18 protein-coding genes are annotated in these 16,764 nt (G+C 65.5%); 5 read left to right on the plus strand and 13 right to left on the minus strand.

Translation table 11 applies throughout. The features are described from left to right. The first annotated feature begins 23 nt into the window (after positions 1-23). Positions 24-560 carry an SMI1/KNR4 family protein gene (locus OG972_RS10300; RefSeq protein WP_266980325.1) on the plus strand — a complete coding sequence of 179 codons (537 nt, stop codon included), beginning with the start codon at positions 24-26 and terminating at the stop codon, positions 558-560. On the opposite strand, the gene OG972_RS10305 is transcribed toward OG972_RS10300, so the two are convergent. The 6 genes from OG972_RS10305 to OG972_RS10330 form a co-directional block, all read right to left on the minus strand. After that, the gene (locus OG972_RS10305) at positions 557-808 is read right to left on the minus strand and encodes a hypothetical protein (RefSeq protein WP_266980327.1); all 252 of its coding nucleotides are present in this window, start codon (positions 806-808) and stop codon (positions 557-559) included. The genes OG972_RS10300 and OG972_RS10305 overlap by 4 nt on opposite strands. A 140-nt stretch (positions 809-948) precedes the next feature. Continuing rightward, positions 949-3,171, minus strand: a complete 2,223-nt coding sequence (locus OG972_RS10310) for a cell division protein FtsK (protein WP_266980329.1) — start codon at positions 3,169-3,171, stop codon at positions 949-951. 96 nt (positions 3,172-3,267) lie between these two features. Then, positions 3,268-3,654, minus strand: a complete 387-nt coding sequence (locus OG972_RS10315; RefSeq protein WP_266980331.1) for an RRQRL motif-containing zinc-binding protein — start codon at positions 3,652-3,654, stop codon at positions 3,268-3,270. Continuing rightward, positions 3,654-4,304: a GGDEF domain-containing protein gene (locus tag OG972_RS10320; protein WP_266980333.1), complete on the minus strand. Its 651-nt coding sequence runs from the start codon at positions 4,302-4,304 to the stop codon at positions 3,654-3,656. The genes OG972_RS10315 and OG972_RS10320 overlap by 1 nt, the downstream gene beginning before the upstream one ends. Further along, positions 4,301-5,302, minus strand: coding sequence for a DUF2637 domain-containing protein (locus OG972_RS10325; RefSeq protein WP_266980335.1), 1,002 nt, complete (start codon positions 5,300-5,302; stop codon positions 4,301-4,303). The genes OG972_RS10320 and OG972_RS10325 overlap by 4 nt, the downstream gene beginning before the upstream one ends. Beyond that, positions 5,299-5,598 carry a hypothetical protein gene (locus OG972_RS10330; protein ID WP_266980337.1) on the minus strand — a complete coding sequence of 100 codons (300 nt, stop codon included), beginning with the start codon at positions 5,596-5,598 and terminating at the stop codon, positions 5,299-5,301. Before OG972_RS10330 ends, OG972_RS10325 begins: the two co-directional genes overlap by 4 nt. A 633-nt stretch (positions 5,599-6,231) precedes the next feature. Here OG972_RS10330 and OG972_RS10335 point away from each other — a divergent pair. Both OG972_RS10335 and OG972_RS10340 read left to right on the plus strand, forming a co-directional pair. Further along, positions 6,232-6,990, plus strand: coding sequence for a helix-turn-helix domain-containing protein (locus OG972_RS10335; RefSeq protein WP_266980338.1), 759 nt, complete (start codon positions 6,232-6,234; stop codon positions 6,988-6,990). A 2-nt stretch (positions 6,991-6,992) separates the two neighbouring features. Next, positions 6,993-7,466 carry an NUDIX domain-containing protein gene (locus tag OG972_RS10340; protein ID WP_266980339.1) on the plus strand — a complete coding sequence of 158 codons (474 nt, stop codon included), beginning with the start codon at positions 6,993-6,995 and terminating at the stop codon, positions 7,464-7,466. Here OG972_RS10340 and OG972_RS10345 read toward each other — a convergent pair. The 5 genes from OG972_RS10345 to OG972_RS10365 form a co-directional block, all read right to left on the minus strand. Continuing rightward, a complete protein-coding gene (locus OG972_RS10345; RefSeq protein WP_266980341.1) occupies positions 7,454-8,026 on the minus strand; it encodes an HD domain-containing protein in 573 nt (190 codons plus the stop codon). The genes OG972_RS10340 and OG972_RS10345 overlap by 13 nt on opposite strands. Then, positions 8,023-8,490, minus strand: coding sequence for a GntR family transcriptional regulator (locus tag OG972_RS10350; protein ID WP_266980343.1), 468 nt, complete (start codon positions 8,488-8,490; stop codon positions 8,023-8,025). The genes OG972_RS10345 and OG972_RS10350 overlap by 4 nt, the downstream gene beginning before the upstream one ends. A gap of 509 nt (positions 8,491-8,999) precedes the next feature. Next, positions 9,000-11,693: an NB-ARC domain-containing protein gene (locus OG972_RS10355; protein WP_266980345.1), complete on the minus strand. Its 2,694-nt coding sequence runs from the start codon at positions 11,691-11,693 to the stop codon at positions 9,000-9,002. 564 nt (positions 11,694-12,257) lie between these two features. Continuing rightward, on the minus strand, positions 12,258-12,464 hold the full coding sequence (locus tag OG972_RS10360) for a hypothetical protein (RefSeq protein ID WP_266980347.1): 207 nt from the start codon (positions 12,462-12,464) through the stop codon (positions 12,258-12,260). Between the two features lie 55 nt (positions 12,465-12,519). Further along, complete coding sequence (locus OG972_RS10365; RefSeq protein WP_266980349.1) at positions 12,520-12,768, minus strand: SCO4226 family nickel-binding protein; 249 nt, start codon at positions 12,766-12,768, stop codon at positions 12,520-12,522. Between the two features lie 351 nt (positions 12,769-13,119). Between OG972_RS10365 and OG972_RS10370 the strand changes: the two genes are divergently transcribed. Next, positions 13,120-13,347 carry a hypothetical protein gene (locus tag OG972_RS10370; RefSeq protein WP_266980351.1) on the plus strand — a complete coding sequence of 76 codons (228 nt, stop codon included), beginning with the start codon at positions 13,120-13,122 and terminating at the stop codon, positions 13,345-13,347. Positions 13,348-14,074: 727 nt separating this feature from the next. Here OG972_RS10370 and OG972_RS10375 read toward each other — a convergent pair. Both OG972_RS10375 and OG972_RS10380 read right to left on the minus strand, forming a co-directional pair. After that, the gene (locus tag OG972_RS10375) at positions 14,075-14,422 is read right to left on the minus strand and encodes a hypothetical protein (RefSeq protein ID WP_266980353.1); all 348 of its coding nucleotides are present in this window, start codon (positions 14,420-14,422) and stop codon (positions 14,075-14,077) included. Positions 14,423-14,554: 132 nt separating this feature from the next. Next, the gene (locus OG972_RS10380) at positions 14,555-15,550 is read right to left on the minus strand and encodes a LacI family DNA-binding transcriptional regulator (RefSeq protein WP_266990388.1); all 996 of its coding nucleotides are present in this window, start codon (positions 15,548-15,550) and stop codon (positions 14,555-14,557) included. A 286-nt stretch (positions 15,551-15,836) separates the two neighbouring features. Here OG972_RS10380 and OG972_RS10385 point away from each other — a divergent pair, with 286 nt between their 5' ends. Continuing rightward, positions 15,837-16,763, plus strand: coding sequence for a carbohydrate ABC transporter permease (locus tag OG972_RS10385; RefSeq protein WP_266980355.1), 927 nt, complete (start codon positions 15,837-15,839; stop codon positions 16,761-16,763). Position 16,764: the final 1 nt, after the last annotated feature.

Genomic DNA, 16,764 nt, shown 5'->3' on the forward strand with positions numbered 1-16,764 from the left:
GATGGACGCACGAAGATCGCTAAGTGACTGATGACGAACTGTTCGAGGCCGTCCGCGCTCGCGTGAAGGCGGGACGGCCCACCGACTCGACCTCAACATTGACGACGCCCGAACCAGCCTCGCTGGACACGGTCGAGGACGCGGAGCGCACTATCGGCTTCCGGCTGCCGCCGCTGGTCCGTCGTCTCTACCTGGAGATCGCCGACGGCGGCGTCGGCCCGTTCCGCGGCTTCTCGCCTCTGAACGACGAAGAGCTGGCCATGGTCAACGGCTATCTCGACTACCTGAACGACGAGTTGGCCCCAGAGGATCCGCCCGCCCCGCCGCCAGGCGTGCTGTTCTTCTGCGACTTCGGCGGCATCATGTGGGTGCTGCTCGACTGCCGTCATCCCGAGGGCCAGATGTGGTGGTGGGAGGAAGGCGACCGCCACAAACTCGACCTGACCTTCCCCCAGTGGATGCAGGCATGGCTCGACGGGCACCTCACCCACACGTACATGGAGGCAAGGAAGCTGCGGGACGAATCCTGGGTCGGACCGTGGGCCGACGAGCAGCCTTAGCGGGTGCCGTCGCGGTGGAGGCGGGCGGCGACGTTGTAGAGGTGGCGTCCGACGCGTATGCGCTTGCCGGTGGCCTTGCAGCGGCGGCAGTCCTTGCCGCGCTTGGTGCGGCCCTTGCGGTCGGTCTTGATGGCGTGGCCCATCCCGCGGCACTTGCGGCAGTTCCCGAACGGCGAGGCCGCACACAGGGACGCGTAACCCAGGGTGACGGACAGGAGGAGTGTGCTAGCGAGTAGGGCAGGGGTCATGAAGGGCCTCCTGGGCCTGTTTCAGGGGTTTTCGCAGGTGGGGTGCTAGTGGCTAGCTTCCTGATCAATGCGGGTTTTGGGCGCTAGCGGTGCCGCTAGACCTAGCGGGGTGTGCTGCTAGGTCTAGCGGCGAACCGGTGTCAGCCCGCGTCCCGGTTTCCGTCACGCTCCGCAATCGCGGTGAGGATGCGGGAGCGCTCGATGCCGCGCCGGTTGGCGCCCTTCCCGGACTCGGTCTTGCCCCATACCTGGCCGGTGTTGATGCCGTGCGGCTTCAGCGCGGCGGCCAGTTGCTCGGGCTCCCACCCGCCGTAGACGTCCGGCCGCAGCTCGGCGAGACGGGCCACGACGACTTCGGACCACAGCTTGGGCTCTTCGGCTGGCACGACGGCGAGGATGTCGGTGAGCAGGTCGTACGTGGATGCCTCGCTGGCCTCGAACGTCTCCCCGAGCGCGTGCCCGGACAGGGTTCCTGCGGCTTCGCGCAGGCGGCGGGCCCGCAGCCCGATCACCTCGGCGGTGGGGGCGTCGACGTAGACGGACGAGACGATCCTCGCGTCGGCGCCTTCACCGACGAAGTAGTGGATGCCCTTGTCCTTCCATGAGAACATCGTGGCTCGGATGCCCCGCTTGTAGGACGAGGTGCCCAGGACCATGTCGTTCTCCAGCTGGCCCATGACCTTCAGGCACCACCGGGCCGACGCGTTCGCGCTGATCCCGGTGGGCAGGGCCTTCGCGTCCGGGCGCTGCGTGGCCAGCAGGAGCACGATGCCGGTGGCGGGTCCGCGCTTGACCAGGTCGGTGCAGATCTCTTCGAACTCCCCGCCGTGCTTGGGGTGCTCGAACCAGACCTGGCACTCATCGACCCCGATCACGATCGGATGCAGCCCGAGCTTCGGCTTGTTCGCCAGCTCGGACGTGACCTTGGACTCGGGGCAGATGTCCCGCGGCAGGGACCGGATCATCTTCGCCCGACGTCGCAGCTCGGTGCGCAGTTCCCGCAGGTCAGCGAGGGCGTACTCGATGTCCTCGTCGTCGTCCCCGGCCCGGTGCCGGTGCGAGACCCGCTCGCCCACGGGGTCGAGGTCGCCGGTGCCCTTGAGGTCGTAGGTGTGAACCTCGGCCCGGGTGTCGAGGGCGGCGATGAGCAGGAGCAGGCGGAGCAGGAACGTCTTACCCATGCGGGGGATGGCTCCGATTACGCCTGCAATGTACATCAGGGTGATGTCGACCCAGCGTCCGCGCTGGTCAGTGCCGAAGGAGACCGGCTTGAACAGGTCGACGGAGCCACCCTTGACCAAGGGCCATGCGGGCTTCGTGGCCGTGGACATGTCCTGATCGCCGACCCAGAGGACCAGGCGCCCGGTGTGCTCGTCCGGCACGGCCTCGGGCCACACGCAGCCGAGCGGGCGGCGCAGCCCGGAGGCGAGCTTGTCCCGGCGCTCGATCACGTCGGTGACGGTCACGCCGTACGGGAGATCGCCCTCCGCACGCCATCCAGGACCGTCGCGGGTGATCGGGGCGGTGAACGTGAACCCGTCCCGCCCCTTGCTCTGCACCTGGTTGATCGCCGTGATACCGAGCGCACCGAGCGCCCGCAGCACGATGTCACTGGTGAGCTTGGGTGCCTTGGTCATCTCCACGGCCCGGGTGACGACCGGTGCGTCGGCCTGCGTGCCGGCCGACCCGAGCGCCATCAGCACCGCCCCGACCGACAGAGCCTGCAGCCAGCCGGGGGCGAGGACGTAGATGGCGAGCGCGGCACCGAGCCCGACGAACATGGCCAGCACCGTCACCAGCGTGCGCAGCCTCACCCGGCCGTCCCGCTGCCGGGAGAGCTTCAGATACTCGGCCGCGTCCTCGCGGCGGACGGACGCGAGTCGGACCGGCTCACCCTCGCGGTCGGCGGTCCACCGCATCGTGCCACCCATGAACTTCGCCGCACCGCGCGGCGACTGGAACGCGAGCCGTGCCGCGTAGTACGGGGACCGGAGCGCGTGGTACCCGGCCAGGTGGCCGTAGTGGCCTGCGGCCCAGCGGGTGGCGGTCTTGAACTCGGCGGTGGAGCGCAACCACGCGGGGACGATCGCCCGCCGCTTGGCGCCCATGAGTCGGCCCATGAACCCGGGCCCGACTTCCGCCGGACCATCGACCATCACGGGCTCCGTCGGGTCGCTCGACTCGGCGCCCGACCGTGTGGGGAACGAGTCGGCCGACCGGTCGGCGGTGTGGTCGGCCGACTCGGTACGGGCCGACCGTGCCTTGTCGAGGTCGACCACGTCCCCACCCGAGTCGGGTGCGGCGGCTGCCTTCATGTCGGCTTCGAGTCGGTTGAAGAGTTCGCTTTCGTCGTCGTGATTCACTGACAGTCCTTCCCGGACTTCTGGGGTTGGAAAGGGGTCCGGGCGGCGCTTCGGACGGCCTACCGTTCGGACCCCGCTAAGCGGTTGCTGTGCAGTTCAGGCGGCGCGCTGTTCGTCGGAGAAGGCGCAGCCGGGGCACATGCCGAGCGAGGTCGGGATGCAGTACCCGACATCCACCCGGCAGGCGGGGCAAGTGCGCCGTGCGGTCATGGCCTTGGCGAGCGCGGCCCGCTTGCCCGGCGTCATCGGCCGGACCGGCCTGGCCAGCTCGATGCGGTACAAGAACGCGACCGCCACACCGGCCTTGCGGCGGCGTGAGCGGCGCATGATCTGTGCGGCGACCGCCTGCCCACCGGGGCGCAGTCCGCGGGCGCGGAGCTGGCGGCGGGTGGCGTAGCCGTCCGGGGCGTACTTCCAAGGGAAGGTCGGTATCCCATGCAGGGCGCCGGTCGGGTCGTAGCACTTGCCGAATGTCGGGGACATCAGGCGACCGCTCCCATCTCGGGAGCGTCCGTGCGTGAGCCGCAGCGGCCGGAGCGGCGGCCGGTGACGGTGGCGAAGAGCCTGCCGAGTCCGGCCCGGCGGATACCGGCCCGGCCCTGCTTGGCCGCGTACATCGCCTCATCCGCCCGCCGTAGCAGCCCCGACAGATCGTCGCCGGGGTGGTCGGCTGCGCGGACCCAGCCGAGCGAAACCGTGGTGTGCACCTCGGGGTCAAGTCCATCGGCGGGACGGGCGAGGACGCCGTGCAGGACCGCGAGGAGGTCGGCGGCGGTGCCGTGGTTGTCGATGACGACCGCGGCAAACTCATCGCCCCCGAGCCGTCCAGCGACCCCGTGCCGGCCGACGTAGTGGGCCAGGCGGTCCGCAGTCGCTTTCAGCAGCGCATCGCCTGCGGCGTGGCCGTGGGTGTCGTTGATCTGCTTGAAGTGGTCGACGTCCGCGAGGACCACGACCGCCCGCGGGTCCTTCAAGAGGACCGTGGCCCGGCGGGTGAAGCCGTCGCGGGTGCGGAGCCCGGTGAGCGGGTCACGGCGGGCGGTGTACAGGCGTCGGCGCAGCCACAGCGTGTGGGTGGACCATCCGGCCGCGAGCGGTCCGGCAGCGGCCAGTGCGGTTAAGAGGGTGTTCATGCCGCCACCGCCCTGGGGGCGTCACCGTCGTTGTCCTGCTCGGTGTCGACGGCGTGCAGCGGCTGACCGGCCCGCTCGCTCTTGAGCGTGTCGCGCAGGATGCGGGCGGTGGCCTGGGATACGTGCACCGCGGCCCGGATCCGGTCAGCGGTCAGCTCCGCGTCCGTCCAACCGGCCGTGGTCGCCCGAGCCTCGGACAGGATCTCGTCCGGGCTCCGCTTGGTGTTCGCCTTGCCTGCCGTGCGGCGAGTCGGGCGCTTCGCAGACGGCTTGGACTCGACCGGGGGCTTGTCCTCGGGAGTCAGGTCCGGGGCGGACGGTACTGCCTCGCTCGCGAGGTTGAGCTCCCCGAGCTTGAGCAGCACGCGTTCCGGGCGGGGAGTCTTCGACCGCCACAGGCGGCCGTGCCGCTCGCGCAGCTCGGCGCGGGCCAGCAGGCGTTCCCGCTCCCGGGCCAGCGCGTCACCGTAGGAGGTGACCTCCCACAGCGTCATGCGGCGCCACAGGGCGAACGTCGACAGCGGGGCGAGCAGCCAGCGTGAGGCGCGGATCTTGTCCATGCGGCGGCCGGTCACCGCACCGATTCGTACCGCGTAGATGTGGGCGGCGATCTCGGAGAACACGACCCACAAGAGCGGCATCGTGCCGTGGGCGACCTTCGCCCATGTCCCCTGGCCAGCCGAGACGTTCAGCCCGCAGGTCACCAGGGTGAGGGCCCAGGGCACGAACCGGACCCAGGCAAGCGCCATGTCCATCCGGATCAGCATCAGGTTCGCCACGGTGAACACCGGGATCGCCAGATCGATACCGACCGGCAGCATCCACGGTGCACTGAACCCCCACCGCAGCGCGGCAGCGGACACGGCGTCGAACGAGGAGATCAGGCCGAGGGCGCCTACCCCGGCCGCGGCGAGCGCGCCGACCCCGGCCAGGCCCATTTCCGGGTGGGTCAAGGGCGGAACGGCCGGCCGATCCGGCGTCTGCGTAGTGGTCGTCATGCCGCGGCCGCCTTCCGGGACGGCCGACGACGACCGAACGGCTGCGGTAGCGGTAGCGGGATGACGTTGAACAGTTCCGGCGCGAACGTCTCGATCGCCTCGGCGGCGATCTGGCTCACGCGGTCGGGGAAGTCGGGGTTGTCCGCGAGGATGTCGCGGGCCGCGTCCAGGCGGGCCGCACGCTCCATCTCGCTCTCGCCCTCCACCCCGAGCCACAGCTCAATGGGGGTGCCAAGGGCCAGTTCGATGAACTCGGTGGTGTTGGCCGCGACGTGTCCGGCCACAATGTTCTTCATGGGTCGTGGTTCTCCCTAAGCGGTGGAACGGCCCAGAACAGCGGCCCCGGTGTCCAACCACCGGGGCCGCGCGCCGTTCAGATGAGATGAAGCGGAAAGTGATCTCCGGCTCCCCTCGACCCCGCCCGTACGAGACGGACGGAGGAGGCAACCGGCCGCTCCGCGAGGAAGCGGGCAGAGGTTCGGTTCTCCGATTCGCACGGCGCTGTTCGTTCCGGGGAGATCCGAAAGTCCCGGAGGTCGTCGCAGCTTCAAGGGGTGCCGTGCGGTTCTTTAGAGCCGATGGCGTGTCCCCCATCTGGGGTGTGGGGCCCGGTTGTGACATCGGGCCCGGTCTCGATCGGCTGGTCTCCACTCGCCTCGGCTGGAACGGTCACGGCCGTCGTACTGCGGTGGATCACGCTGTGGAGTTGTTGAGCAACTCGCTCCGGAGCCGATGCGATACCTGTATTACAGGTCCTGCATTGTGGTTCCGTCAAGCGGAGCGGTGGAACTTCTTGGCTTAGCGCCGGGATTTCCTGGCGTGCCATCAGCATCCGTGCAGACCAGGGGCGTTGGTTACCCCATACGTGGACAGCTCGGATTCATCTGGATACCTTCAAGAGGTCCCAAGACGTCCCATCGGGGGTTGCGATGTCCAACGAACGCTTACGGTCGGCCCTGCTGGCGCAGGGCATGACCGTGCAAGACCTGGCCGATTCGATCGAGGTCAACCCGAAGACGGTCGAACGCTGGATCACTCAGGGCAAGGTGCCGTACCGGCGACACCAGTACGCCACTGCGTCGCTGCTCAAGGTGGACGTGACGACCCTGTGGGACGACTCCCGCGCCGTCGACACGGCGGCAGACCTGAGCAAAGCGGAGATCATCACCATCTATCCGCACCGCCACATGGTGCCCAACAGCTTGTGGCGTGAGATCTACGAGCGAGCTGAATCGCGCATCGACGTCCTGGTCTACTCCGGACTATGGCTGTCGGAAGATCCCCTCTTCCTCGACCTCCTGAAGCGGAAGGTGCAGGGGGTAACCCAGGTGCGAATCCTGCTGGGAGATCCCGACTGCGCTGCGGTGCACCAGCGCGGCATAGACGAAGGTCACCGCATCATGGACGGCAAGATTCGCAACGCACTGATGAACTACCGCCCACTCTTCACGAGCCATCCCGACATCGGCTTTCGCCTGCACGACGGCACGCTCTACAACTCGCTCTTCCGGTCCGATGACGAGATGCTCGTGAACACCCACGTGTACGGAATCGGGGCGTACATGGCGCCTGTCCTGCACCTGCGACGACTTCCCGGAGGCGGGCTCTTCGACACCTACGCGAATAGCATCGAACAGACCTGGGGCAGTGCGCGCCCGGTTGCGGATCACGACATCACGGGAGCTTGAGCATGGGACGCATCGACTACCTTCACGACCCCGACGGCCCGCCGGCCAACTCGGTCGTGCCCTCCGTCGTGGCGTTCGTGCAGAACGAAGCGGGTCACGTCCTACTCATCCAGCGCTCGGACAACGGCCGTTGGGCGCTGCCAGGCGGTGGTCACGATGTGGGCGAGTCCATCAGCGACACCGTGGTGCGTGAGATCTGGGAAGAGACAGGAATCAAAGCCGAGGTCGTCGACATGTCGGGGATCTACACCGACCCCGGACACGTGATGTTGTACGACGACGGAGAGGCACGGCAGCAGTTCAGTATCTGTTTCCGTGCTCGCCCGGTCGGCGGCGAGGTTCGTACGAGCGACGAAACGACACAGGTCCGCTGGGTCTCCCCAGCGGACCTCGTGAAGTTCGACATTCACCCCACCATGCGGCTCAGGATCGAGCACGCGATGGATCGGACGCGAACCGCGCCTTACGTCGGCTGACGCTTGGCGGCCGACAGCCGTTCTACGACGCGCGCAGTACTGGCGAGGATCTCCGGTTCTGCGCGCCGGATGAATGTCCCGATCAGGCTGTCCGGGCCGTAGCGACCCGCGATCTCGTTCACCCGGTCCACAGGGTTCGTCGCCCTGCCGTCCGGCGTCGTGTTCATGTCGCAGTAGCAGAGCGCATCGGCGAGGTGGGGGTGCTCCCGAGGGAACTCCTCCTCCAGCTCGTCGCGGAGCCCGCGTGCCTCTGCCTCCATCCAAGCGCAGGAGTGGTGAGCCACGAGGCGCACCACCCGCTCGTCCGCTTGGGCGACGTGCCGGAGGTACCGTGCGCCGTCCATCGGGTGAAAGCCTGTCTTGGCGAGGTCGGGTGCATAGCCGATGTCGTGCAGAACTGCGGCTGCCTCCAAGAGGTCCGCGTCCGACCCCAGGATCGAGGCGATCGTACGGGCTCTCTCTGCGACCCCTTGTGAATGAGCCCATCGGCGGGGCAGGGGCTCGGAGAGCAGCGATTCGGCGAGGGGGTAGGCCCAGGCAGCCAATGCCGTGGAACTCAAGGTTTGGCACTCTCCTTTCGGTTCGGCAGGGACAGCACCGTTCGCTGCTTCCCCTGCTTCCCTTCTGACACCAGTCCGGCGGCCTGCAGTTTGTCGAGCGCTTTGCTTACCGTCGGCCGCGAGACGCCGAAGCGCGCGCACAGTGCCGACGCGCTGGGGAAGGGTGACCCCACCGCGATTTCGTCATCTGTGATCACGTCAGCCAGGCGTTCGGCCAGCGGCCGGCGGTCGACGGATTCCCCACGCCGAACCACCCGCCAGCGTCCGCCGGGCACCGGTTCCGCGACCCCCTCCTTCTGGAGAGCACCGAAGACCCGGAGCACGACGCCGCGGGATACGCCGTGCTCGCGCATCAGGTCAGCAGCCGACGGCAGCTCGGTCATCTCTTCGTCGGCGTCAATGTGAGCCCTGACCACGTCAGCGATCTTCAGGAAGGTCCCGCGAGGGCTAGCCTGCTGCGACACGCCTCTTCCCTCTCTCCGTCGTAGTTGTCTCAAGCCTGCCATGCCCTCCTCGTCTGTACTGCCCGCCGGGTACTTGGTCAGCGATCGGTCGCGGGGGAACCTCCTGTGGCTGCGGCGGTCGGCTCCTTTAGGCGCCTACCTGGTCCGGATCCGCGTAGAGCAAGACCAAGGGGACACTCATTCACGTTCTGGGTAGAACGCTGACCAACCCTCTGACGCGGCTCTCGAATACGTGCGCACGCCGGGACCGCCACCCGGCCCAGCCCGATGCCCGGCAGGCCGGGTGCCAAGTCCCGGCCGGTCGCCAGACAACTTGGCTGTCACAGAGGCCAACCGGACGGGCGGAACTCGGATTCAAGGACATGACGGCTGCACCTGGATCACTGGCGGACAGGCGTTGACGAGTCGAGCTGGTGAGGCTCCACCATTGCGTGTGGGTTGCCGGAGGAACCTCGACGAACTCCCAATGAATCGCTCCCGATCCCTCACGGCTAGGGATCCCCACTACATCAGTTGCCAGTCCCAGAGACGATAAGAACCCAAGAAGCGCGTGGACGAGCACCCGTTTCATACTCGTCGATGTCAAAACGCACTTGGCAACCCGTCAGGTCGATTTCTTCACCTCTCGCCGCAAGGTCGCGAACCACCGACGCAGGGAAGAAAACATCACTGGGGAAATCGCGGTGCGCGATGAAGCCATACCTTCCTAGCCATCCACTGACGCGCCCTGAGAGACCCTCTTGGGAGTCAGAATTTTCACTCTGAGAGCCAGAACCGCCTACAAGGCTACTGCATACTTCTCGAATTCGATCGGAAACATTCCGTGCACGGAAAATCTTGCCCACGTGACCTGGAACTTGACCCCAAGCTTGACACTTTTCGAAGAGATCGATGTGAGCTTCGATGTCCCGAAGCAAGAGGTACATTTTCCCTTCGAAGGGAGGATTCAATGCCCCTGTTGCTGTTACTGCGCGCATGAAGACTTTGGCACCCTCAAGTGCGCCGGCGGCCAGCCTCAAGTCGTATGTGCCTCTGCGTAGCTCTTGCACCCCTAACGAAAAGGCCGTATGTGCGTTGTGACTTGCCTCCACGGGCCGGAGATCGTTCTCCAGTAGATGTTCCGCCCACCTGCGCCACGAGTCGATCAGCGTAGTCAGGATGATTCTGTACAGCTTACCTGTTTCTTCGACTTCTTCTAGTGCCCAGACGAGATACTCTTGCGCCTTCTCGTATTCGCGCTGCCAGAGGTGAATAGTTCCAAGCGAATGCCCAGTTTCTGCAGTGCCAAAGAAATCGTGAGCCTCCTGTGAGTAGGGAAGAGCGGCCGTAAGGTCATGCGCTTTGCGTGCTAGATGCCCGGCTAGAAAGTGGCAAACTACTGCACGTTCCTTTCCAGGGGAGGCCTTCCGTAGCGCCGAATTGTAGGCGGCGGTTGCTTGGTCAATCCTACCTTTGGTAGACAATAGGAAGCCGTCAACCCTATCCACCTCCCAAAACTCTGGATTGAGCTGACGAGCCTTCGTTACATACTCTCTCGCTTTCTCGAAGTTCCCTCGAGAAGAGATCTTGAAAGCCATGCGAAGCAAGTGTGCAGTCGGCTCATCGTGAGAGTTCCGAACATGCACCACTGCGGGCGCCAGTTCACGCTGAGCCTCATCGGCCCGACGTAGCTCCTCGCCTTTGCGAATTTCTTGCTCTCGACTAAGAATTTGTCCGATCTCAGCCGTGCGCGGTGGCTCCACGGAACTAAGGAAGTGTCGCGCTGCTTCCGTCAGGCCAATATGGGAAACCAGAGCGTTATCTGGGCTTGGGCTGACAATGACCATGGATCCGCTAACTAGTTTCTGCACTGCTCGACGAAGCTCGTCGATCGAATTCTCGGTCAGAATAGCCAGCTCATCGAATGTAGCTACGCGCTCGAGCGAGTACAGGACTACCAGTAGTCGTTGGGTTATCTCTCCCAATGTTTCGTATACGGATCGCACGCAGAAATTAATTAGTTCATCCTGCTGAAGCAGCTTAAGGTTCGGTTGCGCGCCCGATTCCACGCTGAGGATGTACCATCGCACTGCAAGTGGGCTATACCTCAGCCGATTTACAACCTCCTTCACTGTGTCGGGTTTAAGTTCGGCCATCCAATCAACTCCGCGAGCGCGCGAGAAGGATCGGAAGAGGTTGTCGGCATCTTTCTCACGCAACGGCCCCAGTCGGACCCTGCGCTCTAGTTGCCCAACACCGATACGGCTGGTCAACAAATAAGTCACACTGTCCGGAAGCGCTTCATACAGGGCGATGATCTCGCTGCCGTCAACGGTTTCTAGATTATCGACAATTAGCAGCGTTTCGACCCCCTCAAGCATCTCTGCTAGATCAGAAACGGTACCCGCGAATTCATCAACGATAACCCTTCCCAACTGATGGACGGCTCCAGTGACATCGCGAACCGCATCGACGATGGTTTCTACGCCGTTAGCGGTCAATCTTTCGGTCTTGAGGGAAACCCAAAGAATGCACTCGTAAGGTACCTCAGGTGCATCCAGCACGCTGTAGGCCGCCTGAAGTGCCAGAGCGGTTTTCCCAATACCGCCTTCTCCCGTAATGGTAATCATGGTCTCGCGGCGGCGTAGCAGATGATCAACAATCGTTTGACAGTCGCGTGAACGTCCAACAAGCCCCGTCTCGTCGAACTCCGGCAGTGGAAGGTTGTGGAGTACCCTGTCTGAGCGTTTAGCGATGGAGCCAAAAGCGGGCTCCCAGCTGGGGTCCGCGTAAAGATGCTCAAGGGTGTCTCTTGTACTCTGCCAAAAGCGAGAAGTAAAGGAGTTTGTTGCGGAGATCGCGTTCTCGGCGTCGCCCTCTTGAAGGGGGCGGCCGTGCATCACTCGATTTCGAATGGGTACGAGTGAATCCATGTGAACAGTATTTGCGCGCAACTCGCGTGATAGCTCACCCGGTAGTGAATCGCGGTGCCGATTCAGAATGTCGTAGCATTCCCGCAGATCCAGATATTCCGCGATAGAGACATCCGCGTCCCCGCCATCCGCTTCTCTGCGATCGTTAGCCCGCTTGAAGTTGGGGCCTAGGGCTTCTTCCTCTGGAAGATGGTCCAAGATATAGCGGATGAGAATTCGTCTCAAATCAGACTCAAAAGAGTCAATTAGGACATAAAGCCTAGAACGCGTCATGCGAGTGTGCTTGATCATCAACACTCCGAGGTCCGACATCGGACAACCAAGTGTAGTTACTTCACTACCTGTTGATAAGTCGTTGTTGCATAACTCGTGTCCACCAACACCTGGGCTTGCGGCACGGTTTCAACAACCGGCGCCGGTCTGCGGGTCGGCCCGACTCGGCTGGGGGAGCGGCGCGGGTTCCCCAGCTGTTCCTCGGCTACTCCGGCTACGCGCGGAAACCGCGACCGCGAACGCCTCACCGCTGCTGACGGTGCGCGCTTGGGGCGCTCCCTTCCCTACGCAGGATTAGGCAGCTGCCGGCCTTGGCTGCCAGGGAGAGGAAGAGCGTGCTGGGCGTAGTGGTGACGGCAGTAGTTGACGGCAACATGGACGTACAAGTGCAACCCCCTGCACGCTCCTGCGGTCCTGCCGAATCCCTAGTTGCAAGTCGAATGCCACGTGCCGTGGTTAGCCGGTCGAACTTACAAAGCAGATGTCGGCGGTTCGAAACCGTCCGCGCCCACCAGTACGAAGGCCCCCAGCCGGTCGAGGCTGGGGGCCTTCGACATCCAGAAGTGACATCAACGGGGGCGGTCACTGGCGACCGGGACGCTTCCTGAGCAGCCGGCCCATGTGGCTGACGGCCTCACGTTCGCAGGAGGAACTGCCCATCCTGCACAGCACGTTGATCCGCCTCCAGGCCGAGCACCTGCCGGGCGGCAGGAACCCGAAGCCGGTCTGGCTGTGGTGCTCGGCCACCGGCCGGGCGGCCTCGACCACGGCCTGCGGATCCGCGCCCATCGACAGCCGCCGCCGCTGCCCCCGCCTGAGGTTCTCCGTGGGCAGAGGGCTTTTTTCACACGGTCAGGGGAACTGGGTGGATCTCGTCGGCCCGGTGACCAGCGCGTTCGTGAATGCGCTGGACCGCTTCAGCCGAGGGGGCCTCAGAGAGGCAGTAGACAGTCCCAGACTCCGGGTCCGCCCAGGCCTTCTCGAAGTGGACGCCTTCCTCCTTCTCGATGGCCAGGTCGGCCTTGTGGGTTTCCTTCAGCTGGTCGGCCGTGAGGCCCTTCATTCCGTGGTGGACGTCCATGAACTGGGGCATGGTGTCGTGCCTCCTTCCGACTGCCGCGTCCCGGCGGATGCTGAGTCGCTTGCTAGCTTCGTTACGTCCATCCTGTGCCTGTACGACCGTGATGGCGACCGTGCGGCACCCGCCAGCCGGTTTCCAGCACATGCGACATCGGACGAGAGGCCAGGGCTGCCAGCGCGACAGCAAGCCGTGCGTGCCCTCCACGTGCCGGATCCAGCAGTACCGGACGGGGAACTACAGCGACCGCCCCCGGAACGAGCAGGTCAGAGTCTCGTCAGGTCAGCCCCCATCCAGTTGCGCGATCTTCCAAGCTAGGGCTCTGGCGCGGTTGACGGAGGCCTGCCCATTTGGTCGGCTCTGACCATGACTGCGGACCCGAGCGAGTACGAGAGGGCCATGCCTGCGGTGTCGGCGTTCCTGAAGAAGATGGAACGAGGCGTCGACCGTACGCGAGCGACGCACACGGGGCAGCCGTACTCAACAGTCCGGCAGGCCCTTGTCCTCGCCCTGGAGGAAGAAGGGGCTCACCCGATCGTGCCGCAAGTGGTCGACGAGCTGGCCCGGCAGATCTCCGAGGGGACCAACCGCTGACACAGGCTCCCCTGTTGGTCCACACCGAGCGTGCCAGATGCGTGCCAGGTAGGGCGGGGAACAATCGAACTCCTAAAGCGGCGGTCAGCGAGTGCTCTACAGCAGGGAAGTACAGCAACCACCGCAACCACTCCTGACCACCGGCGGCCCTAAGCGACCGTTTGACGTGCCCAGCAGACCTCAGCGACCACCGTGCTCATAGTTCGCATCGAGATGGTCAGCGTCTCTCAAACTGGCGATGTCCCGGCTCGAAGTTCCCGGGCCGCCCCTGGGCCGTATGAGGGCAGCCCACGACGACTGGCAACGACCAGCAACAACCACTTCCCTGCTGGTCAGTGGCATCTGAGGGTGCATCCCCTTAGGTTGCAGCGCTGCGATGTAAGTTCCGCGACATCTGAATTCCGGACCGGGAAATGTCACCGCACCCAGCCTGCCCAGCAAGAATGCGGGCCGGAACGGGCGCGGCGACACCCGTGGGACCTCTCTGGGACTTTGCGCCGGAACCAGGCTGTTCCCGGCGACGTCGGCCGCCGGAACAAGCCGACCGTCAGCGGCCCGCGGCAGCGGCACTTCAGCCAGTGCCCGCCGCGGCCGGATCGCATCCACCCCGGAAGCATGACAGTTCCACCAACGGCTCCCGCCCTGTGGAAGGTCCTGGACTTCCCCGGCGGCAACCTCACGTCGATGACATCCACCCGCCCCGGATGCGGCCATGGATGAGGTCAGGTCAGGTCAGGCTTGGCAAGAAGCCGCCGCGGGTGGTGCCCGAGCCCAACAGGCGGGCCCAATCGAGCACTTCGGGCAGCCGGTCCAGGGAAAGGACGATCACACCGCCGACTTGCTCGGCATCCGCGCACCAGTCGGCCATGTCACCCGGCCCGGAGCTTCCTCCAGTCCCGTCGAACACGGGCGCGGCAAGGGCGGGAACGACGAGTCCGTGCTCCCCGGGTCCGTCCACGACACACAGGGTGAGCTTGGGAACGATCGTCCATCCCTCGCACCGGGGCACGACCCCATCGGGTGCGGTCAAGAACGGCAGGACGTCGTGGATGGGCGCGTCAGCAAGCAGGAGCACGGGGGTGGCACCCCGAACGAACAACGTTTTCTCAGGGCTCAGAAGCATCGGAACACTCTCGCAGGTCATGGGGCTGTTGCCTGCCCCGGCCCCTCGTGTACCGGCTTGGCACCCAGTCGGCCGCCGGATGCGTCAGCCGGCCGGCGCCGGGGGCCTCGCCGTGCTCCGGCGGATCACCAGTCTGGTCGGAACCAACGTCGTGCCCCGCTCCTCCGCGTCCGATCCGATCTGTCGCAGTGCACCCTCGACACAGCGTCTGCCCACCTCGGCGAAGTCCTGATGCACCGTCGTCAGCGGTGGTACGAACGAGCCGGAGTCCGGAATGTCATCGAACCCGACGACGCTGACCTGGTCGGGTACGGTCCGTCCGGACTCATGCAGCGCCCGCAACACCCCTAGCGCCATCTGGTCGTTGGCCGCGAAGATCGCCGTGCAGTGCGGCTCCTGGGCGAGGCGGAGTCCGGCCCGGTAGCCCGACTCCGCCGACCAGTCACCGCGCAGTGGTGCCGGTACGTCCCGGCCGGCCTCCTGAAGCGTGGCCCGCCACGCGTCGGTCCGGCGCTGCGCGGCGAACGACTCCTCGGGGCCCGCCAGATGCCAGACCGTTTCATGGCCGAGGTCGAGCAAATGCCGTACCGCGTCCCGGGCGCCGCCGGCCTGATCGGTGTCGACGACGCTGTAGCGGTCCCCGGCGTCCGAGTCCGCCACCACCACTCCGACGTTGGGCGGCAGTGACACGGTGGCCGCGTCGAGCAGATGAACCTCCATGATCACGATGATGGCGTCCACCGCCAGCTCGCCGAGGCGCGTGAAGGCACCGCGGACCTCGTCCTGGGTGGGGATCGCCACGGGAAGAAGGGTCGTGGCGTAGCCGTGCTGGGCCGCCGAGGTCGCGATGGCTTCGAGGGTACGCACGTTGCCTGTGGTGGAGAGCGAGAACGTGATGATGCCGATGGTGCGGAACTCGCCCCGTTTCAGGGCGCGGGCGGCGCTGTTCGGCCGGTAGCCAAGCTCCTTCATCGCGGCGAGGACCTGCCGCCGCGTGGTGTCGACGACGCCGGGGTGCCCGTTGGAGACCCGGGAGACGGTCTGCGAGGACACACCGGCCCGCCGGGCGACATCGGCCATGGACACCCGCCGCTGCCGACGTGCCCCGCCGGCCGGGCCCGATGCCGCCGCCCGGTCGCCCGCACCTGCGCTGCCGATCATCTGGTCCACCCGTGGCCTCACGTTTCGTCTTCGGCGGGTCAAGTGACATCGATGTAAATCTTGACGCCCTCCGAGAGGAGTGTAAGCATCTCACCGCGCGATGTTTACGTAAACATCTCGCATCACCCTCCCCCTCTCGCCCTGGCACATCTGCGCTCATTTCCGCCCGATTCCAGGTCCCCGGTACGACCAGCGAGGAAACCGCATGACGACGCTGTCACCGCCTGCCACGGCGGGCCGCCCAGCCCCGCCGCCCCGGGGGCCCCACCGCAGGCGAGCATGGGTCGGCTGGGGTTTCGTCGGACCGTTCGTCGCGGTCTTCGCCCTGGTGTTCCTGGCGCCGATCGCGTACTCGGTCTACCTGAGCCTCTTCCGCGCCCAGCTCGTCGGCGGCACCTCGTTCGTCGGCCTGGACAACTACAGCCGCGCGATGCAGGACCCGCAGTTCTGGTCGGCCCTCGGCCGGGTGAGCCTCTTCCTGCTGATTCAGGTGCCGGTCATGCTGGGCCTCGCGCTGCTCGTCGCCCTGGCCGTGGACAGCGGCCGGCTGCACGGCAGGAACTTCTTCCGTATCGCGATCTTCCTCCCGTACGCCGTGCCCGCCGTGGTCGCCTCCCTGATGTGGGCGTTCATGTACGGCACGCGCTTCGGGCTGGTCGGCAACATCAACGACACGTTCGGTGTCTCGCTGCCCGATCCACTCTCCCCCGGTCTGATCCTCGCCTCCATCGGCAACATCGTGACCTGGGAGTTCATGGGCTACAACATGCTGATCTTCTACGCCGCGCTGCGGGTGATCCCGCATTCGCTGTACGAGGCCGCGGAGATCGACGGCGCCGGACAGCTCCGGGTCATCACCGCGATCAAGCTTCCCGCCATCCGCGGCGCCCTGGTCGTCGCCACCATTTTCTCGATCATCGGCAGCTTCCAGCTGTTCAACGAGCCGAGCATCCTGCAGAACCTGGCGCCCAACGCGATCACCACGTACTTCACGCCCAACTTCTACACCTACTCGCTGGCCTTCTCCGGCCAGCAGCACAACTACGCGGCCACGGTGGCGATTCTCATGGGCATCTTCACCATGATCATCGCCTACGCCGTGCAACTGCGCGGCATGCGAAAGGAAGCGTGAC

It is taken from the genome of Streptomyces sp. NBC_01669 (assembly GCF_026339735.1).
GTDB classification, from domain to species: Bacteria; Actinomycetota; Actinomycetes; order Streptomycetales; family Streptomycetaceae; genus Streptomyces; species Streptomyces yanii.